Consider the following 23,873-nt stretch of genomic DNA (forward strand, 5'->3'; position numbering starts at 1 on the left):
CATGCGAGAGCGTCGGAAGGACGAGGATGAAGCCGGTCAGATGGAAGACGATTGCCGCTGGATTGGTCCTCGCGATGACGGCGCTCGGCAGCACGGCGTGCTCGAATTCCTCCGACGACGCGAACGAGATCACCGTCTACAACGCGCAGCACGAGTCGCTCACCAAGGAATGGGCCGACGCGTTCACCAAGGAGACCGGCATCAAGGTGACCTTGCGCCAAGGCGGGGACACGGCGCTGGGCAACCAGCTGGTCGCCGAGGGCGCGGCCTCGCCCGCCGACGTCTTCCTCACCGAGAACTCCCCCGCCATGGCGCTGGTGGAGAACGCGGGCCTGTTCGCCGACGTCGACGCCGAGACCCTGGAGCAGGTGCCCGCGCAGTACCGCCCGTCCACCGGCAAGTGGACCGGCGTCGCCGCACGCTCGACCGTCTTCGTCTACAACAAGAACAAAGTGCAGCCGGGTCAGCTGCCTGCCTCGCTGCTGGATCTGGCGCAGCCGCAGTGGAAAGGACGCTGGGGCGCGGGCGTTTCCGGCGCCGACTTCCAGGCCATCGTGGCGGCCCTGCTCGCACTGAAGGGTGAGGACGTCACCCGTACCTGGCTGAAGGGCATGAAGGAGAACGCGACGCCCTTCCCGAACAACGTCGCCACCATGAAGGCGGTCAACTCCGGCAGCCCGGACGGCGGCGTCATCTACCACTACTACTGGTACCGCGACCAGGCGAACACCAAGGAGAGCAGCGCCGACACCGCCCTGCACTACTTCAAGAACCAGGACCCGGGCGCGTTCGTCAGCGTCTCCGGCGGTGGCGTGCTGAAGGCGAGCAAGAAACAGGAGGCGGCACAGAAGTTCCTGGCGTTCATCGTCGGCAAGACCGGACAAGAGGTGCTGCGCGACGGCACGTCGCTGGAGTACCCGGTGGCCGCGGGCGTGGCCGCGAACCCGGCGCTGCCGCCGCTGACCGATCTCCAGGCGCCTGCGGTCGACCCGTCGAAGCTGGACTCGAAGAAGGTCACGCAGCTGATGACCGAAGCGGGCTTGCTGTAGCCGTGGCACTGCGGACCGTTGTCGCCGCGCCCCGGGTCGGCAGACCCGGGCCGCTGGTCACGGGCGTCGCGCTGTTGCTGGTGGCGGCGACGTTCGTGCCGCTCGGATACATCGTCTCGACGGTCTTCGCCACGGGCTTCGAGCAGGCGGCGGAGCTGGTGTTCCGGCCGAGGGTGGGTGAGCTGCTGAGCAACACGGCCGCGCTGGTGCTGTGCACCGTGCCGATCTGCGTGGCGCTCGGTGTCGGGCTGGCCTGGGTGGTCGAACGCACCGACGTGCCGGGCAAGTCGTGGTGGGGGCCGGTTTTCGTGGCCCCGCTGGCAGTTCCGGCATTCGTCAACAGCTATGCCTGGGTCAGCGTCTTCCCGACCATGCACGGCCTGTGGGCCGGTGTGGTGATCTCTACGATGTCCTACTTCCCGCTGGTCTATCTGCCCGCGGCGGCCACGTTGCGCCGCTTGGACCCGGCGGTGGAGGAGTCGGCGCGGGCGCTGGGCTCGGGGCCGGTGGCGGCGTTCGCCCGGATCGTGCTGCCGCAGTTGCGCTTGGCGATCCTCGGGGGCGGGCTGCTCATCGGGCTGCATCTGCTCGCCGAGTACGGCGCCTTCGTGATGGTCCGGTTCGACACGTTCACCACGGCGATCTTCGAGCAGTATCAGTCCAGCTTCGCCGGTCCGGCGGGCAGCATGCTGGCCGGTGTGCTCGTGCTGTGCTGCCTGGCGCTGCTCGGCGCGGAAGCCGGGCTGCGCGGCCGGGCGCGCTACGCGCGGATCGGCAGCGGGGCGCCGCGCGCCGCGACCCCGATCCGATTGCGCCTCGCCACGGTACCGGTGCTGGCGGCGCTCGTCGCGGTGACAGTGGGTGCGCTGGGCGTGCCGCTGTGGACCATCGGGCGCTGGCTGCGCATCGGCGGAACGGCGGTGTGGGACCTCACCGACATCGGCAACGCGCTCGGGCAGACGGTGGCCCTGGCAGCCGTCGCCGCGCTGCTCACCACGCTGTGCGCGTTCCCGGTCGCCTGGATCGCGGTCCGTTCCACCTCGGCGTTCGCGCGGTTGATCGAGGGCGCCAACTACATCACCAGTTCGTTGCCCGGCATCGTGATCGCGCTGGCCATGGTGACCGTGACCATCCGGTGGGCGCCCGCGCTCTACCAGACGGCGGGCATGGTGATCGCCGCCTATCTGCTGTTGTTCCTGCCCCGGGCCCTGGTCAGCGTGCGGGCCGGGCTGGCGCAGGTGCCGGTGGGCCTGGAGGAGGCGTCCCGTTCGCTGGGCAAATCGGCGCCCGCGACGTTCTTCCTGGTCACCCTGCGGCTCGCCGCGCCGGCCGCGGCCGCCGCGGCCGCACTGGTGTTCGTCGCCGTAGCGACCGAGCTGACCGCGACGCTGCTGCTGGCGCCCAACGGAACTCGCACGCTGGCGATGCGGTTCTGGGGCTTGTCCGGCGAACTGGACTACGCGGCCGCCGCACCGTACGCCCTGATCATGATCGTCGCCGCGGTGCCGGTGACCTACCTGCTGTTCACCAATTCGCGGAAGGCGGCCGGGATATGAGTCGCGTTGTCGTCGCCGAGGTGTCGAAGACCTTCGGGCACACCCGGGTGCTCGGCGGGATCAGCCTCGACGTGCCGGATCACACCGCGACCGCCGTGGTCGGATCGTCCGGGTGCGGCAAGACCACGCTGTTGCGCGTGATCGCCGGATTCGAGTCACCGGACGCGGGATCGGTCTCGATCGGAACGCAAACCGTTGTCGGCGAGCGTATCTCGGTGCCGCCGCAGCGCCGCAACATCGGTTACGTCGCCCAGGACGGGGCGCTGTTCCCGCATCTGACTGTCGGCCGGAACATCGCCTACGGCCTGCCCGGCTCGGGGCGCCGCAGCCGCGGGCGGGTGCAGGAGCTGCTGGAGATGGTGTCGCTGGACGCGTCCTACGCCGACCGCAGGCCGCATCAACTCTCCGGCGGTCAGCAGCAGCGCGTCGCGCTGGCCCGCGCACTGGCGCGCAAGCCGTCGGTGATGCTGCTGGACGAGCCGTTCAGCGCACTGGACGCGGGCCTGCGCGCGACGACCAGGCAGGCAGTGGCCGACACGCTGCGCGAGGCGGGCATGACCAGCATCTTGGTGACGCACGACCAGGAGGAGGCGCTGAGTTTCGCCGACCAGGTGGCGGTGATGCGGGAGGGACGCTTCACCCAGGTCGGCACGCCGGAGGAGGTGTACGCGACGCCGAAGGACCTGTTCACCGCGCGGTTCCTCGGCGATTGCGTTCTGCTGGACGCGGTGGTGGAGGCCGACGTGGCCAAATGCGCGCTGGGCCGGATTCCGGTGCAGCGCGGCGCTGCGGGCGGACCGGCCACCGTCATGCTGCGCCCGGAACAGCTTGTCGCGCATATCGCTTCGGAGGACGAGTCGGAGACCGGCCGGGTTCGTGGCGTCGATTTCCGCGGCGCCGATGTCGTCCTGACGATCGACTTGGACGGCGCGAGCGCCCCCATCCGGGTACGCCGCGCCAGCGTCGCCGCCCCGGTGACCGGGCAGCGGGTGCGCCTCGAAGTGGTCGGCACGGCCGTGGCGTACGCCGAACCGAACGACGCCGCCTGAAGCGACGCTCGATGGTGTGCCTCGAAATGCCCGGCTCGGCGGTGGCGTACACCGAGCCGGGCATCGAGGGCTTGGAGCGAGCGGCGGGAATCGAACCCGCGTTAACGGCTTTGCAGACCGTTGCCTAAACCACTCAGCCACGCCCGCCTCGCACTAGATAGTGCCCGGGGCGGGTAGGCCCCGCCTACCATTGCGCTCACGGTGATCCGAAGGCTGGTCGGATGTCCCCGTCCGCCCGTGGTGACATGGAATGATCGGAACATGTCTCGGCCACGCCCGCTTCCGAACGACCCGATCGAGGAAGCCCACCGCCAGTGGGTCGGCCACGGCTGGGGCGATGTCGCCGACGGCATGGCCGCGGTGACGTCGCTGGTCCGGGCCCAGCAAATCGTGATGGCCCGGGTGGACGAGGCGCTCAAGCCCACCGGATTGACCTTTTCCCGCTACGAGTTGCTCATGCTGCTGAACTTCAGCAAGACCGGCGCGCTGCCGATGGCGAAGGCCAGCGCCCGCTTGCAGGTCCATCCCACCAGCGTCACCAACACCGTGGACCGGCTCGAAGCGGCGAAGCTCGTCGAGCGCGTGCCGCACCCCAGCGACCGCCGCGCTACTCTGATCGAAATCACCGACGCGGGACGGGAATTGGTGGCCAGAGCCACCGAGGAACTCAACGCGAAAGTTTTCGCGCTGCCCGGTCTCCCACCGGAGCGGCTGCACACGCTCCTGCAACTACTCGCCGAATTCCGACATGCCGCGGGCGACTTCGAGACGGCGGAGGGAACGGCGCGCTGGTCGGCCACGGCCACAGACTGATTCGGCGTACCGGTCGGTCGCATACCGCACTCGACCGATCGGCGGGTGACAATCGGGCATCCATCCGGCGAATTGCCGGGCACGCCGTCTTGGCAGCGGAGGCGAAAAGGTCCACCATGGAGAACATGGTGCTGGTCTTGGGGGTATCGGCGGGCGCTGGCGGCGCCCACGCGATGCTGACACACTCCGATCAGCCACACCTACCCCCGATCGATCGCTGCGAAGTGCCGCGGCGGGCGGGCGGTGGTGTCGAGGAGTCGGTCTTCGAGGCGATCCGCCGGATGAACGGCGCCGCCGACCGGCGCGACGAGCTGATCTCGGGCACGGCGGTGACCTGCCGCTGTCCGCTGCACGCCGACGCCATCCGCGCGGGCGTGCGCGGCCGCGGCGTCACCATCGTCGATGAGCCGCTCGCCCAGCTGCGCTATCTGCGCTTCACCGGGCAACTGCCGGACAGCGGCTCGGTGATCCTCTACGACCTCGGCAGCTCGGGGCTCACCATCACCCATGCCGACTGCCGCACCGACACGATTCTGTCCAGCAAGCGCAGCACGGTGCTCGGCGGCGACGGCTACGACGCGCTGCTGCGCTGGCGGCTGGCCCGCGACGGCGTGCTCACCGACACCTCGACCATCCGCCGCCACCGCGAGGAACTCAGCGAGGCCAGGGTGGTCACGGCGATCGACGACGGCACCGGCGACCGGGCCGTGGTCACCCGCAGCGACCTGGCCGAACTCTGCGCGGCGGGTATCCACCACTCGGTGTCGTTCGTGCGGCAGGTCATCGACGAGACCGGAGTGCGACCGGAAGCCATGGTGCTGCTCGGCGGGTGCACCCGCAGTCCCAGCATTCGCGCCGAGCTGGCCGAGCTGATCGACCTGCCGATCGTCTACGACCCGGAACCCGAGATCGTCTCCGCGCGCGGCGCGGTGCTGCTGGCCGCCGAACGCCGCAGCGGCGACGTGCGGATGGCGCGGTTGCGCGCCGGAGCCACCCTGGTCCCGGTGGGCGTCGACCGGCGCAAGCTCATCGCGGCGGCCGCGGTCACTCTCGCGCTGGGCGCCACCATCGCCGGACTGCTCGCCACGAGCAAGGAGGCGCCCCGGCCGGAAGGCGACAAGGGACCCCCGCCCGCGGAGATCGTCGTGCCCACGCCCGGAGCCTTCGGATAACGCGACGATTCCGCCCGGCCGGACGGACCGGGCCGGGCGGAATCACGAGGTCAGCGGTTGGTGAACTTCGCCGGACGCTTCTCGACGAAGGCGCTCATGCCTTCCTTCTGGTCCTCGATCGCGAACAGGGAGTGGAAGACTCGGCGTTCGAAGCGCAAGCCCTCGGCGAGGGTGGTCTCGAACGAGCGGTTCACCGCTTCCTTGGCGATCATGGCGACCGGCAGCGACATCGACGCGATGGTCTCGGCGACCTCGAGGGCGGTGTCCAGCAGTTGCGCGGCGGGCACGATCCGCGAGACCAACCCCGCCCGCTCGGCCTCCTCGGCATCCATGTTGCGGCCGGTGAGCACCAGGTCCATGGCTTTCGCCTTGCCGATCGCGCGGGTCAGGCGCTGCGAGCCGCCGATGCCGGGGATGACGCCCAGCTTGATCTCCGGCTGTCCGAACTTCGCGGTGTCGGCCGCGAGCAGGAGGTCACAGATCATGGCCAGCTCGCAGCCGCCGCCCAGCGCGTAGCCGGCCACCGCGGCGATGGTCGGCTTGCGGAACTGCGCCAGCCGGTCCCAGCGGGCGAAGTAGTCGTCCATGAACATGTCCATGTACGACTTGGGCTGCATCTCCTTGATGTCGGCGCCCGCCGCGAAGGCGCGCTCCGAGCCGGTGATCACGATGGCCCCGATCTCGTCGTCGTGCTCGAGCTCGTCGAGCGCGGCGATGACGTCGTCGAGGACCTGCGCGTTCAGTGCGTTCAGCGCCTTCGGGCGGTTCAGCGTGATCCACCCGACCCGGCCCTTGCGTTCCAGCAGAATCGTCTCGAAGTCACGCCCGCCGGTCGCCCGGCCGCCGCCCCCCACGGAATCGCTCTGCGATGCGCTCAATTCTTCAGCACCCTCTTGGTCGGAACGGTTACGGATATCGGTGACGATAGCCGAGAAGTCCCGTCCGGCGTCCGTCTGGTTGAAGCGGTCGTAGATCGTGGCGGCGAGCAATCCGAGCTGCCCGTCGACGTTGTTCTCGCGCAGCGCGTTCGCGGCCAGACCCAGGTCCTTCGACATCAGCGCCGTCGCGAAACCGGGCTGGTAGTCGTTGTTGGCCGGACTGGTCGGCACCGGGCCCGGGACCGGGCAGTAGCTGGTCAGCGCCCAGCTCTGGCCGGAAGCCGTGGAGACCACGTCGAAGAAGGACTGATGGCTCAGGCCCAGCTTCTCGGCCAGCACCAGCGCCTCCGACAGCGCGATCATCGACACGCCCAGCAGCATGTTGTTGCAGATCTTCGCCGCCTGGCCGACGCCGGAGCCGCCGCAGTGCACCACCTTGCCGCCCATCACCTCGAGCACCGGCAGCGCGGCGGCGAAGTCCTCGGCGGCGCCGCCGACCATGAAGGTCAACGTGCCCGCCGCCGCACCGGCGACCCCGCCGGAGACCGGTGCGTCCAGTGCGCGGTGCCCGGCGGCGGTGGCGCGTTCGGCCGCGACCTTGGCGTCGGCCACGTCGATGGTGGAGCAGTCGATGAACAGCGTGCCCGGCGCGGCGGCCGGAAGCAGCTCGGCGTACACGTCGAGGACGAGTTTGCCGTTGGGCAGCATGGTGATCACGGTGTCCGCCGCGGCCGCCTCGGCGGCCGAACCGGCCACCGTCGCGCCGTCGCGCTCCGCCTGTTCCCGCGCCGCGGGCACCGGGTCGAAGGCGAGCACCTCGTAGCCCGCCCGCACCAGGTTGGCCGCCATCGGCCCGCCCATGTGGCCGAGGCCGAGGAATCCGATTCGCTTGCTCATCACGCCACCTCCGGGGTCGCCAGACCCAGCTCTCGATCGCCCAGCTCGGCGAAGTATGCGTCCACCTGCGCGTCCGTCACCGCCTCGAGCGTCGCGGGCGACCATTGCGGGTTGCGATCCTTGTCGATCACCTGCGCGCGGATGCCCTCGACCAGATCGTGCGACGACAGGGACGCGATGGAGACCCGGTACTCCTCGTTCAGCACCGCCTCCAGACTCGGCGCGGTGCGCGCCGCACGCAACGAGCGCAGCGTGACCTTCAGCGCGACCGGGGATTTCGCCAGGATCTCGGTGGCCGCCGCCTGCGCCTCGGGCGACTCGTGCGCCTGCAGCCGCGCGAGGATCTCCTCGACGGAATCGGCTCCGTAGCACTCGTCGATCCAGCTCTGCCCGGCCGCGAGCGCGGATTCCGGTGCGTCCGTGGCGAACTTGGCGATCGCGATGTCGGCGCTCTCCGAGCGCAGCGTCTCCAGCAGGGCGGGCAGATCCGCCGACGCGACGAAGTAGTCGGCGAAGCCCGCCGCGATGGCGTCGCCCGCGCCCATGCGGGCGGTGGTCAACGCGACGTGCGTGCCGATCTCGCCGGGCGTGCGGGCGAGCAGGTAGGTGCCGCCGACGTCGGGGACGAAACCGATGCCGACTTCGGGCATGCCGATCTTGGACCGCTCGGTGACGATGCGGTGGCTGCCGTGCCCGGAGAGCCCGACGCCGCCGCCCATCACGATGCCGTCCATGATCACCACGTACGGCTTGGGATAGCGGCCGATCAAGGCGTTGAGGACGTACTCGTCGCGCCAGAACCGCCCGGTGGCCGAATCCGCCGTATTCGCGCCGCTTTTCGCGTCGGCGTGGATCGCGACGATGTCGCCGCCCGCGCACAGGCCGCGCTCCCCCGCGCCGGTGACCACGACGGTGCGCACCGCGTCGTCCTCGGCCCACTCGCGCAGCGCCTCGGTGATGGCCAGAGCCATCGAGTGATTCAGCGCGTTGATGGCCTTGGGCCGGTTCAGCGTGATCAGGCCGAGCCCGTCGCGCCGTTCGAGCAGAACTTCCGCTTCGTTCATGCTGTGTCCTTTCCGGCATGAGCGGACCCCTGCGTGGTCACGCTGCGCTGCCGCCTCCGGGCCTGACCGCTCATGCCGTGTCCGATTCCGGCATGAGCGGGGCCCTGCGTGGTCACGCTGCGCTGCCGCCTCCGGGCCTGACCGCTCATGCCGCTCCTACCAGTGCGCGGGCGACGACCACCCGCATGATCTCGTTGGTGCCTTCGAGGATCTGGTGCACGCGCAGATCCCGGACGATTTTCTCCAAGCCGTACTCCGCCAGGTAGCCGTAGCCGCCGTGCAGTTGCAGGGCCTTGTTGGCCACCTCGAAGCCCGCGTCGGTGGCGAAGCGTTTCGCCATCGCGCACAGCTCCACCTTGTCCGGCGCGTCGGCGTCCAGTGCCGCGGCGGCCCGCCACAACAGCGTGCGGGCGGCCTCCAATTCGATGCGCATGTCGGCGAGGTCGAATTGCAGCGCCTGGTTGCGCAACAGCGGTTTGCCGAACGCGTGCCGCTCGGCGAGGTACGGCACCGTCTTGTCCAGTGCCGCCTGCGCGCCGCCGACCGAGCACGCGGCGATGTTGAGCCGGCCGCCGTTGAGCCCGTTCATCGCGATGCGGAACCCGTCGCCCTCCGCGCCGAGCAGGTTGGCCGCCGGGACCCGGGCATCGGTGAAGATCACCTGACGGGTCGGTTGCGCGTTCCAGCCCATCTTCTTCTCGTTGGCGCCGACGGAGACGCCAGGGGTGTCGGCGGGCACGATGAACGCCGAGATCCCGCGCGCCCCCGCGTCACCGGTCCGCGCCATGACGACGTAGACGTCGGTGGCGCCCGCGCCGGAGATGAACTGCTTGGCGCCGTTGAAGACGTAGTCGTCCCCATCGCGAACGGCTTTGGTGCTCAACGCCGCCGCGTCGGAGCCGACGCTCGGCTCGGTGAGCGCGTAGCTGGCCAGCAGTTCCATCGCGGTCAGCCGGGGCAGCCAGCGGTGGCGCTGCTCGTCGTCGCCGTAGCGGTCGATCATCCACGTCGCCATGTTGTGGATGGAGATATAGGCGGCGATGGCGGGGCAGCCGGTGGCCAGTTGCTCGAAGATGCGCACGGCGTCGAGCCTGCGCAGCCCGGAGCCGCCCACGTCCTCGCGCACGTAGATGCCGCCCAGGCCGAGCGGGCCCGCCTTGCGCAGCACGTCCACCGGGAAATGCTTCTGCTCGTCCCATTCCAGCGCGTTCGGGGCGAGGAATTCGTCGGCGAAGCCGCGCGCGGTGTCGCGGATCGCCTTCTCGTCGTCGTCGAGTGCGAACATCCGCGTCAGTCCATCGTCGGGATGACGAACGCGTTGCTCTCCTTGAGCCCCGCGGGCCAGCGCTGCGTCACCGTCTTGGTCTTGGTGTAGAAGCGGATCGAGTCCGGGCCGTGCTGGTTCAGGTCGCCGAAGCCGGAACGCTTCCACCCGCCGAAGGTGTAGTACGCGATCGGCACCGGGATCGGCACGTTGATGCCGACCATGCCGACCTGCACGCGCGCGGCGAAGTCGCGGGCGGTGTCGCCGTCGCGGGTGAAGATCGCGACACCGTTGCCGTACTCGTGCTCGTTGGCCAGCCGCAGACCCTCTTCGTAGTCCTCGGCGCGAACCACGCTGAGCACCGGGCCGAAGATCTCCTCGCGGTAGATCCGCATCTGCGGGGTCACCTTGTCGAACAGCGTCGCGCCCACGAAGTAGCCGTCCTCGGCGCCGTCCACGACCAAGCCGCGGCCGTCCACCACCAGTTCGGCGCCCTCATCGACGCCGATCTGGACATAGTTGTTCACCCGGTCCACACCGTCGCGCCCGACCAGCGGGCCGTAATCCGCGCCCGGGTCGTCGGACCGGCCGACGTTGAGCTTGTGCACCCGCTCGGTCAGTTTGGCCACCAGGCGGTCGGCGGTCTCCTCGCCGACCGGGACGGCCACCGAGATGGCCATGCAGCGCTCGCCCGCGGACCCGTAGCCCGCGCCGATCAATTGGTCGGCGACGTCGTCGAGGTCGGCGTCCGGCATGACGATCGCGTGGTTCTTCGCGCCGCCGAAGCACTGGGCGCGTTTGCCGTTCGCGGTCGCGGTCTCGTAGATGTACTGCGCGATCGGGGTGGAGCCGACGAAGCCGACGGCCTTGATCCGCGGATCGCGCAGCAGCGTGTCGACGGCCTCCTTGCCGCCGTTGACCACGTTGAACACACCGGGGGGCAGACCGGCCTCGAGGAACAGCTCGGCCAGCCGCAGCGGCACCGAGGGGTCGCGCTCGGAGGGCTTGAGCACGAACGCGTTACCGGTGGCCAGCGCGGGACCGGCCTTCCACAGCGGGATCATGGCCGGGAAGTTGAACGGGGTGATGCCCGCGACGACGCCGAGCGGCTGGCGCATCGAGTACACGTCGATGCCGGTGCCCGCGCCCTCGGTGTACTCGCCCTTGAGCAGGTGCGGGATGCCGGTGGCGAATTCGATGACCTCCAGGCCGCGCTGGATGTCACCCTTGGCGTCGGCGATGGTCTTGCCGTGCTCGGAGGACAGCAGGGCGGCCAGGGAGTCCATCTCGTCCTGCACCAAGGTCAGGAACTTCATCAGCACGCGCGCCCGCTTCTGCGGGTTGAACGCGGCCCACACCGGCTGCGCCGCCTCGGCATCGGCGATGACCGCCTCGACCTCGGCCTTGCTCGCCAGCGGCACCCGCGCCTGGACCTGGCCGAGATTGGGATCGAAGACGTCGCCGAAGTTGCCGGACGTGCCCGGCACATGCTGCCCGCCGATGAAATGGGTGAGTTCGCGAACCATGCCAGTCCTGTTCTCGTAGCGATCGGGTCACCGCAATGCGGTATGCGGTCATCCTATAGTTGGACGTCCAAGTATCAGCAATGCCCCGGGGTCGATGTGATTCATCCCACGCCTTCCCCAGGTGAAGGTTCCGATGCGCCTCCGGCCCGCCCAGGCGGCTCAGCGGCACAGCCTGCCCAGACGATCCACAGGCGGGGCGTACCCAGGCGGCCCAGCGGCGGAGCGTACCCAGGGGCCCGTGGATCACGACCTTCGGATTTCCCGATCGAGCCAGCGGTAGCCGAGCCTGATGTCACCGATCCGGCGCCACCGCCCGATGGCCGCCTGCGCGATCGGCGGAGCCATCGGCTCGTCCGCCCCCTACGGCTTCGGCACGGGAACGGCCGGATCGCCTTCTTTCTCCCGCCGCGGTCGCGCCAAACGGAACGCGCCCAACGTCAGCGTGATCGCGCCGATCGCCACGACCACCGCCGCCGCGCCGAGCGAGTCGCCGGTCCAGTCCGAGACCGCCTCCCCCGCCGCCACCGCGATGGCCACACCGCCGCCGACGACGAGCACCGCCGACCGCTGGGTCGCGTACAGCGCGAAGCAGACCACGGCGATGAGCGCCGTGATCCCGTAGGCCCAGATCCGGCCGTCGATGTCGAGAGTCTGCGCGGCCGCGACGGACGTGACGATCGCGATCAGGTAGCCGACCCGGACGTCGATCAACGCGCCGACCCGAGTCAGCGCGAACCACATCCCGCCGAGCACCAGCACCGCCACACTTCCCCAGCTGTCGTCGAGACCGAACACCTCGGTCGCCAGCCCCGCCACGGCAGCGGGCACGAAGCAAGCGCAGACCAGCATTCCGATCACTGTAGGCAGCGCCAGGTAACCGAGTACGGCGATCACCGCTCCCGCCGCACAGGCGAATACCCACGCGGCATCGGTGCTCGCATGCTCGAGCGCGGTGCCGACAGACCCGGCGAGCGCGACGGATCCGAGCGCGAAGAGCACGGCCGCCAGCCTCGCCCTGGCACTGTTCGCGCTCGCGCGACCGGTCGGCACCCGTGCGAGCAGAACGCCCCCGAGCAGCAGACCAGCCGACACGACGGCGAGCACTCCCACCCGGAGCGGCCGGTCGAGCGCGTCCCAGGACGACGCCGCGACCAGGGCGATCCCACCGAACAGCAAACCGGCGCCGACATACGAGGCGATCTCGGCGAGCACCTTCCCGCGCGCCACCGCCGCCGCCCGCTCCACGGCGAGCGCCGCGAGCACCGCGTCGGCTTGGTCACGGTTCAGCACGCGCTCGGCGACCAACCGCCCTATCGCGGCTTCCGCCCTGTCGTCGCTCACCATGGGCCCAGTATGTCCGAGTCGGCCGCCATGACAACACAATCGGCCGGAGCGCGGAAGCCGCACGAACAACCGCCGTCTACTCGTCACGCCGAGGCGCGCGCCAGAACTCGGTGCGCGCCTGCGAGGTCGATCGCTACCGAAAGCCGTCATCCGGAACCGGCACCGCGGCAGCGACGCGAACCACCCGGCGGCGACCGCTGGCGATGTGATGACAGTCACCGTACGATTAGTTTGACGTCCTAGTATCGGGCGCCAATGGAATCCCCCGGAGGAGTCCCGTGGCCGACAACAGCGCGCTCTACACGCCCGCCCACCCCGTTCGCTTCGTCACCTCGGCGGCCCTGTTCGACGGGCACGACGCGGCGATCAACATCATGCGCCGCATCCTGCAGAGCCAGGGCGCGGAAGTGATCCATCTCGGCCACAATCGCTCGGTCAGCGAGGTGGTCGACGCCGTGCTCACCGAGGACGCCCAGGGCGTCGCGGTCAGCTCCTATCAGGGCGGCCATGTCGAGTACTTCGAATACCTCGCCGACGCGCTGCGCACGGCCGGGGCCGGGCACGTGCGGATCTTCGGCGGCGGCGGTGGCGTGATCGTGGCGGAGGAGATCGCGCGACTGGCCGAATCCGGCGTGACCATCTTCTCCCCCGAGGACGGCCAGCGGCTCGGCCTGCCCGGCATGATCAACCAGCTGATCCGCGCCTGCGACATCGACCTCGCGGCCGAGCCGCCCGCGGCGGACGCGGTGCTCGCCGGCGAGCGCGCCGCCTTGGCGCGCGTCATCACCTGCCTGCAGGCGGACGCGCTGCCCGAGGCCGATCGGCGGAAGCTGGCCGAGGCCGCGGCGGCGCGAACCGTGCCGGTGCTCGGCATCACCGGCACGGGTGGTTCCGGAAAATCCTCGCTCACCGACGAATTGGTGCGCAGGTTGCGATCGGACCAGCAGGATAAAGTGCGCGTCGCGATCCTCGCCGTCGACCCGACCCGGCGGCGCGGGGGCGGCGCGCTGCTCGGCGATCGCATCCGGATGAACGCACTCGACGGCGAGCACGTCTTCTTCCGTTCGCTGGCCACCCGCGGTGGACACGAATTGCCGGACAACATCGATCTCATCGTGGCCGCCTGCAAGGCAGCGGGATACGACCTGGTCGTCTTGGAAACGCCCGGCATCGGGCAGGGCGACGCCGCGGTGACCGACCACGTCGACGTGTCGATGTACGTGATGACGCCCGAGTTCGGCGCCGCCTCCCAGCTGGAGAAGATCGACATGCTGGACTACGCGGACGTGGTGGCCATCAACAAGTTCGAGCGCCGCGGGGCCGCGGACGCGCTGCGCGACGTGGCCAGGCAGCTGATCCGCAACCGCGAGGAGTTCCACGCCGCGCCGGAGGACATGCCGGTCTTCGGCACCAGCGCGGCCACCTTCAACGACGACGGGGTGACAGCGCTCTACCAGCACCTGACCGGGTTGCTGGCCGGACACGGCCTGCGGCTGGAGCCCGGCGCGCTGCCCAGAGTGGACACCCGCACGTCCACGCGTTTCGCCCAGCTCATCCCACCCGCACGGGTGCGCTACCTCGCCGAGATCGCCGAGACCGTGCGCGGCTACCACGCCGAGACCACCGCCCAGGTCGCCGCCGCGCAACGGCTGCAACGCCTCGAGCAAGTCGCGGCCGAGCTGCCCGACGACACCGCGGTCGCCGAGCTCGCCGAACGCGCCCGCGCCGACCTGACGCCCGCGAACGCCGCGCTGCTGGCCGAGTGGCCCGCGCTCGCCGAGTCCTACCGCGGGGAAGAACAAGTGGTCCGGGTGCGCGACCGGGAGATGCGCACCCGGCTGCGCCGGGAGACGCTGTCCGGCAATTCCATTCCGCGTGTCGCCCTGCCCCGCTTCACCGACCACGGTGAGCTCCTGCGCTTTCTGCGCGCCGAGCACCTGCCCGGACGGTTTCCGTTCACCGCCGGGGTTTTCCCGTTCAAACGGGACAACGAGGATCCGGCGCGCATGTTCGCCGGCGAGGGCGACCCGTTCCGCACCAATCGCCGGTTCAAAGTGCTCAGCGAGCATTCCGACGCGAAAAGACTGTCCACGGCGTTCGATTCGGTGACGCTCTACGGCCACGACCCCGCCGAGCGGCCCGACATCTACGGCAAAGTCGGCACCTCGGGCGTATCGATCGCCTCGCTCGACGACATGAAGGTGCTCTACGACGGATTCGATCTGACCGCACCGAGCACGTCGGTGTCGATGACGATCAACGGCCCCGCGCCGACCATCCTGGCCTATTTCCTGAACACCGCGATCGACCAGGCGCTGGACCGCTTCGCGGCCGAGCAGGGACGGCCGCCGACCGACGCCGAGGCCGCCGATCTGCGCGCCCGCACGCTGGCCACGGTGCGCGGCACGGTGCAGGCCGACATTCTCAAGGAAGACCAGGGCCAGAACACCTGCATCTTCTCCACCGAATTCAGCCTGCGCATGATGGCCGACATCCAGGAATGGTTCGTGCGCAACGGCGTGCGCAATTTCTACTCGGTGTCGATCTCCGGCTACCACATCGCCGAGGCGGGTGCGAACCCGATCAGCCAACTGGCCTTCACCCTGGCCAACGGATTCACCTACGTGGAGGCCTATCTCGCGCGGGGTATGCACATCGACGACTTCGCGCCGAACCTGTCGTTCTTCTTCTCCAACGGGATGGATCCGGAGTATTCGGTGATCGGCCGGGTGGCGCGCCGCATCTGGGCGGTCGCCATGCGCGATCGCTACGGCGCCGACGAGCGGTCGCAGAAGCTGAAGTACCACATCCAGACCTCCGGGCGGTCGCTGCACGCGCAGGAGATGAACTTCAACGACATCCGCACCACGCTGCAGGCGCTGATCGCGATCTACGACAACTGCAACAGCCTGCACACCAACGCCTACGACGAGGCGGTCACCACCCCGACCGAGGAATCGGTGCGACGCGCGCTCGCCATCCAGCTCATCATCAACCGGGAGTGGGGGGTCGCGATGAACGAGAACCCCTTGCAAGGCAGCTTTCTCGTCGACGAACTCACCGATCTGGTCGAGGAGGCGGTGCTGGCCGAGTTCGAGCGGATCAGCGAACGCGGCGGAGTGCTCGGCGCGATGGAGACCGGCTACCAGCGCGGCAAGATCCAGGACGAATCGATGCGCTACGAACAGCGCAAGCACGACGGTTCGCTGCCGATCATCGGCGTGAACACCTTCCGCAACTCCCACGACGAGCCGCACCGGGAGCTGCGGCTCGCGCGCGGCACCGAAGCGGAGAAGCAGTCCCAGCTGCGGCGGGTGCGCGAATTCCAGCAGCGCAACCGGGACGCCGCCCACGCCGCGCTCGCCCGGCTCGAAGCGGTCGCCCGCACCGACGACAACATCTTCGAGGTGCTCATGGAGGCGGCTCGGGTGTGCACGTTGCAGCAGATCACCGACACGTTCTTCACCGTCGGCGGGCAGTACCGCCGCAACGTGTGAGCAGAACCTTCCGCAGCAGGCTCGGTCGGCGTCCCGGCGCGGCCCGGCCGCGCTCGCGAGCCGGGCCCGCGGCACGGATCGCCGAGCGAGACGGTCGCCGCGGGTTCCCCGCCCGCTGCGCGCGGACATGTGACAATCGCCGAGCAAACCTTCGGCGCGGTTGGGATGACAGGTATGGACCTCTCGGGTATTCGGATCATCGACGCACACATCCACCAGTGGGACCCGTTCACCACACCGCGGGATTTCAGCACGCTGGCGAAACTGTTCCGGCTGCTGCCGGTTCCGGTGGACGCGGCGAAGCGGCTGGCCCCGCGGCGGGACCGCGAGTTCGTCGGCGATCCGGTCGCCTACTTGCGGCCCTACCTGCCGTTCGACTACCGCGCCGATGCCGGGAACGCGCCGATCGAGGTGATCGCGCACATCGAGGTCGAATGGTCGCAGCCGGGACCCCTGGGTAAAGCCGGGGAGACCGCCTGGGTGGCCGGACTGCCGCTGGAGGCGGCGCCACGGCTCGGCGCGATCCTCGCGGGCGGCGACCCGGCGGACCCCGGGTTCGCGGAGCTGCTCGACGCACACGCGGCCGCCTCACCGCTGCTGCGCGGTATTCGGACCATGGTCGCGCACCATCCCGATCCCGGCGTGCGATCGTTCACCGACGCCCCCGGCAAACTCGCCACCAAGGACTTCCTGGACGGCTTCGCGCACCTGGCCGAGCGCGGCCTGTCGTTCGAGGCGTGGGTGTACTCGCACGCCATCCCCGACGTCACCGCGCTGGCCGAACGGTATCCCGAAGTGCCGATCGTGCTGAACCACCTCGGCACGCCCGCGGGGATCTTCGGCGCGGTGGGCAAACACACCGGCGGCAATCCGGGACTACGCAGGGAGCTCCTGGTGCGGTGGCGCGACGATCTCGCCGCACTGGCCGCGCGCCCGAACGTGATCGCGAAGGTGAGCGGGCTGATGATGCCGATTCTCGGCCATCCGATCCCGCCGCGGGGCACACCGACGCCGGTGCCGCAGCTGCTCGACCGGATCGGCCCGCTGGTCGAACACGCCGTGGACGTCTTCGGCGCGGACCGTCTCATCTGGGGTTCCAACTTCCCGGTGGACAAGCCGGTCACCAGCATCGCGAACAGCATCGAGGTGATCGCGACCGCCGTCACCGGCCACGGCGGCGGACGGACGGAACTCGAGCAGGTCTTCCGCACCACCGCGCAGCGCGTGTACCGGATCGCGGACTGACCCGGTTGTCGGTGCCCGCGGCTAGCATTCGCCGCGTGAAAGCCACCGGCACGTTCTCCGTGAGTTCCTTCGTCCCGACCGAGGTGGTGCCCGATCCCACGATCACCACCGCGTTGCCGGTCGGCGTCGCCCTCATCGCCAAGCAATTCAGCGGCGCGATCGAAGGCCGCTCGTCCACCGTGTTCACCGCCGCGTTCGACCAGGCCACCGGTGTGGGCAGCTACACCGCGATGGAGTCGTTCGAGGGCACGCTCGACGGCGTCGCGGGCACCTTCAATTTCCTGCACGTCGCGAGCACCAGCGGGGCCGACCGTACGAACGAATTCTGCGTGATCGTGCCCGGCAGCGGCACCGGCGACCTCGCGGGCATCACGGGCACGGGCGGACTGCATGTGGACGCCGACGGCACACACCACATGTGGTTCGACTACGAATTGTGAGTCGCGCGGGCCAGTTGCGCGGTGAGCGTCTCGCGGGCGGTCGCCAATGACGGCCCGTACCAGGTGAGGGCGCGGCCTTCGACCAAAGCGACCGGGATATCCGGAAATGCTTCCGGTCCATCGCTTTCAGTGAAGACATAGGGTTCGTCGGGGAGCACCGCGAGCTCGACGCCTTCGATCAGCTCGGCCTCCGTGACGCGCGGATAGCGATCGGGACGATCGTCGTGCACCAAGCGCAGGCCCAGGCGGTGCGCGATGTCGCCGGTGAAAGTATTGCGTCCGACCACCATCCACGGATTCCGCCAGACCGGGATGACGGCGGCGCGCGCCGGTTCAGGAGGCGGTGCCGACCAAGCGGACCGGGCCTCGGTGAGCCAAGCCGGGATGTCGACGCCGAGCGCCTCCACGCACAGCCGGGCGAGCGAAACCATGGCCTGCTCGACGGTCTCGATCTCGGTCACCCACACCGGGATTCCCGCCGTGCGCAGACGTTCGACGTCGAGGCGGCGGTTCTCCTCTTTGTTGCACAACACCAGGTCGGGGGCGAGTTCTACGATGCGGCGGACATCCGGATTCTTTGTGCCACGGACCCGTTCGACCGCCAGATCGGCTGGATGCGTACACCATTGCGTGGCGGCGACCAAGACTTCCGGACACGTGCACGCCACCGCCTCGGTCAGCGACGGAACGAGCGACACCACCCGGCGCGGGGGTGTTCGCAGTTCCACCGGAGTACCGAGGTCGTCGCGGGGCGACCCGGCCGTTGGGCTCCTTCCTGCCACGCTGTCAGCCTATAACAGCAGGTTCGCGCAGGTCGGATCGCTTATCTCGACTCGGCGGAGCTGGGTGCGACGATCCGGCGGTGCGGGGTGCCGGTTCGCCAAGTTCGGCGCAAGGGCAGCGTCCGGGCGTTACTGGGGCAGTTCCGCATCGGGTCGCGCGGCGCGAGACTGGATAGCGGCACCCGGCGTCGGGAAGTCTCCGGTCCCTTCGCTCCGCCGGTATCGATCCCGCCCCGACAGACCGGCGGTAACCGACAGCCCCGATGCTGGGTGCCGACCAACGTCACCGGTCCAACAGCCGATAGAGGGCGGTGAGTTCGCGCAGGCCGGTCGCGGCGGTGGTCTCGTCGGCCGAGGTCATCCGCAGCGCCCTGCGCAGCAGCATCGGATCCAGATCCTCCGGAGCCGCACGGAATTCGACGGAGGGCAGAGCCGGCAAGGCGATGTTCTCGCCGTACGGGTCGTCATCGACGGCGGGGCTCGGCTCGCGTTCGATGCCGCCGATCAAGGTGTCCAGGTCGAGTCCGCGCAAGGTCAGGATCTCGCGTGGGCGTTCGTCGAGCCGCTCGGCCAGCAGGTAGCAGACCGCCGCCACATGCTTGCACGGCCAACCGGGATCAGGGCAGGTGCAGGTGAAATCGAGGTCGGCCGCGGTGCTCGGCAGCAGCAGCGGCCCGAGTCCGGTCGGCAACGCGCCCGAGGCGATCTCGGCGAGCATGCCGGGAGCCGCGCGGATGGTCTCGATGAGCACCTCGAGTTCGTCCTCGCGCAACGGGCGCACGGTGAACACCGCCGTGAAGGGCTTCGGTTGGCTGCCTTGCACTTCCGCCGTCACCGCGCCCGGCTCGATCCGGTAGTTCACCACCTGACCGGATCTGGCGTAGTTGCGGCCGCGCGTCAACCGGCCCGGCTCCGCCATCCGCTCGACCGATTCCACCAGCGCCTTGCCCCACCAGGTGCGCCCGAACCCGCCGCGCCTGCTACGTGCCTCCACACCGCCGCGCACCGGCAGCTTCTTCCCGTACTCCGAGTAGTCGACGAATGGACTCATTCGCCCACCGCCGCCGCTCCGAGGGTGAACAGGTCGCGCAATTCGTCGGTGCTCAGCTCGGTGATCCAGTTCTCCCCCGCGCCGACGGCCAGATCGGCGAGTTGCCGCTTGCCGTTGATCATCTCGTCGATCCGCTCCTCGATCGTGTCCACGCAGACCAGCTTGCGCACCTGGACGTTGCGCCGCTGGCCGATCCGGAAGGCTCGGTCGGTGGCCTGGTTCTCCACGGCGGGATTCCACCAGCGGTCCAGGTGCACCACGTGATTGGCGGCGGTGAGGTTGAGGCCGGTGCCACCGGCCTTGAGCGACAACAACATCAGCGGCGGGCCGTCCGGCGTCTGGAAACGGGTGACCATCGCGTCGCGCTTCTTCTTCGGCACGCCACCGTGCAGGAACGGGATCTCGGCGCCGAACCGCTCGGTGAGGTAGGGCGCAACCAGCTCGCCGAATTCCCGGAACTGCGTGAACAACAGAGCTTTCTCGCCGTCGGCCAGCACCGCGTCCACGACGTCCTCGACGAGAGCGAGCTTGCCGGAACGGTGCGCCCCGCGGTGCAGCACGCTCGACCCGTCACCCAGGAAATGCGCGGGATGGTTGCACACCTGCTTGAGCCGGGTGAGCGCACCGAGCACGGCGCCCTTGCGCGCCATGCCCTTCGCGTCCTTGATTTTCGCCAGCATGTCATCCACGACCGCCTGGTAGAGGGCGGCCTGCTCGACGGTGAGATTGGCCCGCACGGTCATCTCGAGCTTCTCGGGCAGATCGCTGATCACCGTGGGGTCGGTCTTCACCCGGCGCAGCACGAACGGCTGGGTGAGCCAGCGCAGCCGGCTGATCGCGTTCTGGTCGCGCTCGCGTTCGATGGGGACCGCGAAACGGGCCCGGAAGGACTGCGGGCTGCCCAGCACCTTCGGCACCGCGAAATCCATGATGGAGCGCAGCTCTTCCAGCCGGTTCTCCACCGGGGTGCCGGTGAGCGCCAGCCGATGCCGCGCGCGCAACGACCGCGCCGCCCGCGCCTGCCGCGTACCGGCGTTCTTGATGTGCTGCGCTTCGTCCAGGACGACGCGGTCCCAGTGCTGCCTGCCCAGTTCCTCGGCGTCGCGCGCCAGCAGCGCGTAGGTGGTGACCACCAGATCCGCGGCGGCGACCGTCTCGTCGAGTTCGGCCCCGGCTCGCCGGCCCACGCCGTGATGCACCCACACCCGCAGGTCGGGGGCGAACCGTTCCGCCTCGCGCTGCCAGTTGCCGACCACCGACATGGGGCACACCAGCAAGGTCGGGCCCGGCGGCTCGGCCGCCTCCGGCGTCTCCCGTTCGTGCACCAGCAAGGCGAGCACCTGGACGGTCTTGCCGAGCCCCATGTCGTCGGCCAGAATCGCGCCGCACCCCATCCGGCTCATGGTGGCCAGCCAGGCCAGGCCGCGCTGCTGGTAAGGACGCAACTCGGCCTTCAGCCCGACGGGCGCGGCGACCGCTTCCGGCTCTCGCGCGCGATCGAGCAGGTCACCGGCCCACCCGCCGGCGGTGACCTCGGTGATCGGCACCTGCGGCACCCGCGAGACGGCGATCTCGCCCAGCATGTCCGCGAAGGTGACCGGGGTGTCGTCGGCGTGCGCGGCGACATACCGGGCCGCGGCGGCCAGCGCCTTGTGATCGGCCTGCACCCACTGCCCGCGCAACTGCACCAGATCGGACTTGCCGCGCACCAGGCGTTCCATCTCGGCCGTGGTCAACACCATGTCGCCGAGCGCCAGCTCCCAGCGGTAGGCGACCAGGCCACGCAGACCGACCGTGCTCTCCGCGGCGGGCGTCGCGCTGTCCACGCGCAGGCGCATGCTCGGTTCGGCGACGCTCCAGGCTCGCGGCAGCAGCAACTGGACCCCGGCGGCGTGCAGGGCGTGCGCGCCGTGCGCGACCAGATCCAGCACCACCTCGGTGGGCAGCAGCAGGTCCATGCTGCGCGGATCGCTCGGCAGATCACGCAACCTCGGATACGCCCGCTGGGCCGCGCCGAGCTTGTCCACCGCGATCCGCACGAGATTCGGATCCTCATGCAGGGGAACTGTTCTGGGCGCCTCCCCGGTCAGGCGCAGGCAGACCTCCAGTCGCCACAGCGCGACGGACTCGTCGGCGAGCCCGAGTGCGCCGTCCGGTTCCAGCAGCCGCAGCACCAATTCCGGCTCGTCACCGGTCAGGCTCGCCCGCCAGCGCTCCAGCACCTCGGCGACCTGATAGCTGCCGTTGTCCAGCGGAGTGTCGCCGACCAGGGCGGCCACCAGCGGATGTGGCGAGTCCGGCGGATCGGCCAGCGACCGCGCGATCGGATCGGTGAGCTCGGTGACCATGTCGTCCAGTACCGCGGCCGGACGCCCGGCCACCCGCAGGGCCTGCGGCATGGCGACCGCGAGTTCGGCCAGCCAGGCCCGCTGCCGCTCCCCGCCGACCAGCCGCCAGCGCACCCACCACTGGCCGTCCTCCCGGCGCAGGTCCGGCACGACACGCCCGGCGCGCACCCAGCGTTCGATGCCGCGCGCGACGTGGGCGAGAAACCGCAGATCCCCCGCCACCAGCCCGGCGGGCAGTCGCTGCCGCAGCGCCTCCGCCGCCGCCACCGGGGCCATCGCGTGCGCGCGCACCCGCTCGGTCGCGACGACGCCGTTCGCGACGACCAGCACCTCGGCGCGGTGCCGGAACCTCGACGCCCGCAGCACGCTGCCCAGCGGATCCGGCAGCCCGGTGGACGGCGCGGCGACCGGCGAGTCGTGCCAGAGCAGCAACCCGGATCCCGGCGACCACAGTCCGTGCAGCATCAACCCATCCAAGCAGGCGGGTCCGACACGGCGGCGCGCCCAGTGCCCCGACCGTTGTGGATTTCTTCACGCAACGGGCACATACTGGAATATCCGCAGGTCATCGCAAACAACCGCAGCTTGGTGTCAAGGAAGCGGAGGAAGCAGCATGACGATCCTGCTCCAGGTTCTCGAGCAGAGCTTCACCCCGACGACCGCGTGGGAACGGCGGAAATTCACCTTCGTGCATGCCGACAAGATCGTCGGCATGCGGCTCGACGGGCAGTGCGGTGTGTGGCTTGACCTGTCGAGACCCGGTGAATCCCAGCGGCTGGCCCGCACCACCGACCCGCGCGAGGCGATCACGTTCCTGCTCACCACCTTCGCCAAGATCGCCGAATGCGAGGAGCGCGGCGGCTCGTGGGTGATCGGGCACGACGGAACGCATATCGAGTCGATCGCCGCCACCCGGTTCCCGCCCCGGGCCAGCGAGGTCGCCGACGACGATCTCCTGGCCCGCGCCTGGCTGTAGGTCCGCGGTAGCGGGTCAGCTACCCGTCGCGACCGGCCGTTTCGGATCGTTCGACCACTGTGACCACGACCCGGGATACAAGGCCGCCTCCACGCCCGCGACAGCGAGCGCCGCGACCTGGTGCGCCGCCGTCACGCCGGAGCCGCAGTACACGGCCACCGGCCCGGATCCGAAGCCGGCGAAGCGGTCGCGCAGTTCCTCCACCGCGCGGAAGCGGCCCTCGGCGTCGAGATTGTCGGCGGTCGGAGCGCTGAGCGCACCGGGGATGTGCCCGGCGCGGGGATCGATCGGCTCCACGTCACCGCGGAAGCGCTCGCTCGCCCTGGCATCCAACAGCACGCCCTTCCAGCGCGCGGCCGCGTCCGCGTCGATCACGGGCAGCTGACCGGGGCGCAGTTCGACGTCGCCGGGTTCGGGGTCGGGCTCGGCGCCGGTAGCGACCTGCCCGCTCGCACCGATCCAGGCGGGCAGCCCGCCGTCGAGAATGCGCACGTCCGCGACACCCGCCCAGCGCAGCAGCCACCAGGCGCGGGCGGCGGCCATGCCGCCGGTGGCGTCGTAGACGACGACCGGATCGCCCTCGCACAACCCCCAGCTGCGCGCGCACTTCTCCAGCTGCGCGGGGTCCGGCAGTGGATGCCTGCCGCGCGCGGGGGAAGGCGGTGCGGCCAGTTCCGTTTCCAGGTCGACGAACACCGCGCCGGGAATGTGACCGGCGAGGTAGTGCTGCGGCCCGTCCGGATCGCCCAGCGCCCAGCGCACATCCAGCAGGCGAAGCCGCTTGTCCGACAACGCTTCCCGCAGTTCCTCCGGAGTGATCAGTACCGCGCTCAACTCAGCTCCTCGTCCCGAATCGCGTCCTCGCGCACCGACTCCCCCACCCTACGCACCCGGATGTGCCGATGTCGCCGAACTCTCGTGC

Annotated in this window: 18 protein-coding genes, 1 tRNA gene and 1 pseudogene; 9 read left to right on the forward strand and 11 right to left on the reverse strand. The window is 69.8% G+C overall.

The features are described from left to right. Nucleotides 1-26: 26 nt before the first annotated feature. The 3 genes from GVY64_RS04995 to GVY64_RS05005 are packed head-to-tail and all read left to right on the forward strand — an operon-like array spanning nt 27 to nt 3,654. Nucleotides 27-1,049, forward strand: a complete 1,023-nt coding sequence (locus tag GVY64_RS04995) for an iron ABC transporter substrate-binding protein (RefSeq protein WP_159839252.1) — start codon at nt 27-29, stop codon at nt 1,047-1,049. 2 nt (nt 1,050-1,051) lie between these two features. Further along, nucleotides 1,052-2,605 carry an ABC transporter permease gene (locus GVY64_RS05000; protein ID WP_159839254.1) on the forward strand — a complete coding sequence of 518 codons (1,554 nt, stop codon included), beginning with the start codon at nt 1,052-1,054 and terminating at the stop codon, nt 2,603-2,605. Next, complete coding sequence (locus GVY64_RS05005; protein ID WP_159839256.1) at nt 2,602-3,654, forward strand: ABC transporter ATP-binding protein; 1,053 nt, start codon at nt 2,602-2,604, stop codon at nt 3,652-3,654. The genes GVY64_RS05000 and GVY64_RS05005 overlap by 4 nt, the downstream gene beginning before the upstream one ends. Before the next feature lie 72 nt (nt 3,655-3,726). Here GVY64_RS05005 and GVY64_RS05010 read toward each other — a convergent pair. Further along, nucleotides 3,727-3,801: transfer RNA gene (locus GVY64_RS05010), tRNA-Cys, on the reverse strand. A gap of 114 nt (nt 3,802-3,915) precedes the next feature. Here GVY64_RS05010 and GVY64_RS05015 point away from each other — a divergent pair. Further along, a complete protein-coding gene (locus GVY64_RS05015; protein WP_159839258.1) occupies nt 3,916-4,467 on the forward strand; it encodes a MarR family winged helix-turn-helix transcriptional regulator in 552 nt (183 codons plus the stop codon). Nucleotides 4,468-4,592: 125 nt separating this feature from the next. Then, nucleotides 4,593-5,639, forward strand: a complete 1,047-nt coding sequence (locus GVY64_RS05020; RefSeq protein ID WP_159839260.1) for an Hsp70 family protein — start codon at nt 4,593-4,595, stop codon at nt 5,637-5,639. 50 nt (nt 5,640-5,689) lie between these two features. Here GVY64_RS05020 and GVY64_RS05025 read toward each other — a convergent pair whose 3' ends face one another. The 6 genes and pseudogenes from GVY64_RS05025 to GVY64_RS05050 all read right to left on the reverse strand — a co-directional run bounded on the left by GVY64_RS05025 (nt 5,690) and on the right by GVY64_RS05050 (nt 12,612). Beyond that, entirely contained in the window at nt 5,690-6,493 is an 804-nt protein-coding gene (locus GVY64_RS05025) for an enoyl-CoA hydratase (RefSeq protein WP_159839370.1), read from the reverse strand. Between the two features lie 36 nt (nt 6,494-6,529). Then, a pseudogene (mmsB, locus tag GVY64_RS05030) lies at nt 6,530-7,414 on the reverse strand (3-hydroxyisobutyrate dehydrogenase); the annotation flags it as partial. After that, a complete protein-coding gene (locus GVY64_RS05035; protein WP_159839262.1) occupies nt 7,414-8,478 on the reverse strand; it encodes an enoyl-CoA hydratase/isomerase family protein in 1,065 nt (354 codons plus the stop codon). The pseudogene mmsB and the gene GVY64_RS05035, both read right to left, overlap by 1 nt. A 145-nt stretch (nt 8,479-8,623) precedes the next feature. Continuing rightward, nucleotides 8,624-9,763 (reverse strand): acyl-CoA dehydrogenase family protein, encoded by a 1,140-nt coding sequence (locus tag GVY64_RS05040; protein ID WP_159839264.1) that lies wholly within the window; start codon nt 9,761-9,763, stop codon nt 8,624-8,626. A 5-nt stretch (nt 9,764-9,768) separates the two neighbouring features. Beyond that, entirely contained in the window at nt 9,769-11,268 is a 1,500-nt protein-coding gene (locus GVY64_RS05045) for a CoA-acylating methylmalonate-semialdehyde dehydrogenase (protein WP_159839266.1), read from the reverse strand. A gap of 360 nt (nt 11,269-11,628) precedes the next feature. Next, complete coding sequence (locus GVY64_RS05050; protein ID WP_159839268.1) at nt 11,629-12,612, reverse strand: DUF2157 domain-containing protein; 984 nt, start codon at nt 12,610-12,612, stop codon at nt 11,629-11,631. Between the two features lie 278 nt (nt 12,613-12,890). Between GVY64_RS05050 and icmF the strand changes: the two genes are divergently transcribed. The 3 genes from icmF to GVY64_RS05065 all read left to right on the forward strand — a co-directional run bounded on the left by icmF (nt 12,891) and on the right by GVY64_RS05065 (nt 17,794). Beyond that, nucleotides 12,891-16,109: a fused isobutyryl-CoA mutase/GTPase IcmF gene (icmF, locus tag GVY64_RS05055; RefSeq protein ID WP_159839270.1), complete on the forward strand. Its 3,219-nt coding sequence runs from the start codon at nt 12,891-12,893 to the stop codon at nt 16,107-16,109. A gap of 174 nt (nt 16,110-16,283) precedes the next feature. Further along, nucleotides 16,284-17,354, forward strand: a complete 1,071-nt coding sequence (locus GVY64_RS05060) for an amidohydrolase family protein (protein ID WP_159839272.1) — start codon at nt 16,284-16,286, stop codon at nt 17,352-17,354. Nucleotides 17,355-17,389: 35 nt separating this feature from the next. After that, entirely contained in the window at nt 17,390-17,794 is a 405-nt protein-coding gene (locus GVY64_RS05065) for a DUF3224 domain-containing protein (RefSeq protein ID WP_159839274.1), read from the forward strand. Here GVY64_RS05065 and GVY64_RS05070 read toward each other — a convergent pair. The 3 genes from GVY64_RS05070 to GVY64_RS05080 form a co-directional block, all read right to left on the reverse strand. Beyond that, the gene (locus tag GVY64_RS05070) at nt 17,782-18,576 is read right to left on the reverse strand and encodes a helical backbone metal receptor (protein ID WP_159839276.1); all 795 of its coding nucleotides are present in this window, start codon (nt 18,574-18,576) and stop codon (nt 17,782-17,784) included. The two genes, GVY64_RS05065 and GVY64_RS05070, sit on opposite strands and share 13 nt — an antisense overlap. Before the next feature lie 283 nt (nt 18,577-18,859). Then, nucleotides 18,860-19,627 (reverse strand): SWIM zinc finger family protein, encoded by a 768-nt coding sequence (locus GVY64_RS05075; RefSeq protein ID WP_159839278.1) that lies wholly within the window; start codon nt 19,625-19,627, stop codon nt 18,860-18,862. Next, nucleotides 19,624-22,440, reverse strand: coding sequence for a DEAD/DEAH box helicase (locus GVY64_RS05080; RefSeq protein WP_159839280.1), 2,817 nt, complete (start codon nt 22,438-22,440; stop codon nt 19,624-19,626). The genes GVY64_RS05075 and GVY64_RS05080 overlap by 4 nt, the downstream gene beginning before the upstream one ends. A 148-nt stretch (nt 22,441-22,588) precedes the next feature. Between GVY64_RS05080 and GVY64_RS05085 the strand changes: the two genes are divergently transcribed. Beyond that, complete coding sequence (locus GVY64_RS05085) at nt 22,589-22,951, forward strand: hypothetical protein (protein ID WP_159839282.1); 363 nt, start codon at nt 22,589-22,591, stop codon at nt 22,949-22,951. 15 nt (nt 22,952-22,966) lie between these two features. Here the strand turns inward: GVY64_RS05085 and GVY64_RS05090 are convergent, their stop codons facing one another. Next, nucleotides 22,967-23,773: a sulfurtransferase gene (locus GVY64_RS05090; protein ID WP_159839372.1), complete on the reverse strand. Its 807-nt coding sequence runs from the start codon at nt 23,771-23,773 to the stop codon at nt 22,967-22,969. Nucleotides 23,774-23,873: the final 100 nt, after the last annotated feature.

It is taken from the genome of Nocardia sp. CY41, assembly GCF_009829325.1.
In the GTDB taxonomy this organism is placed as follows: domain Bacteria; phylum Actinomycetota; class Actinomycetes; order Mycobacteriales; family Mycobacteriaceae; genus Nocardia.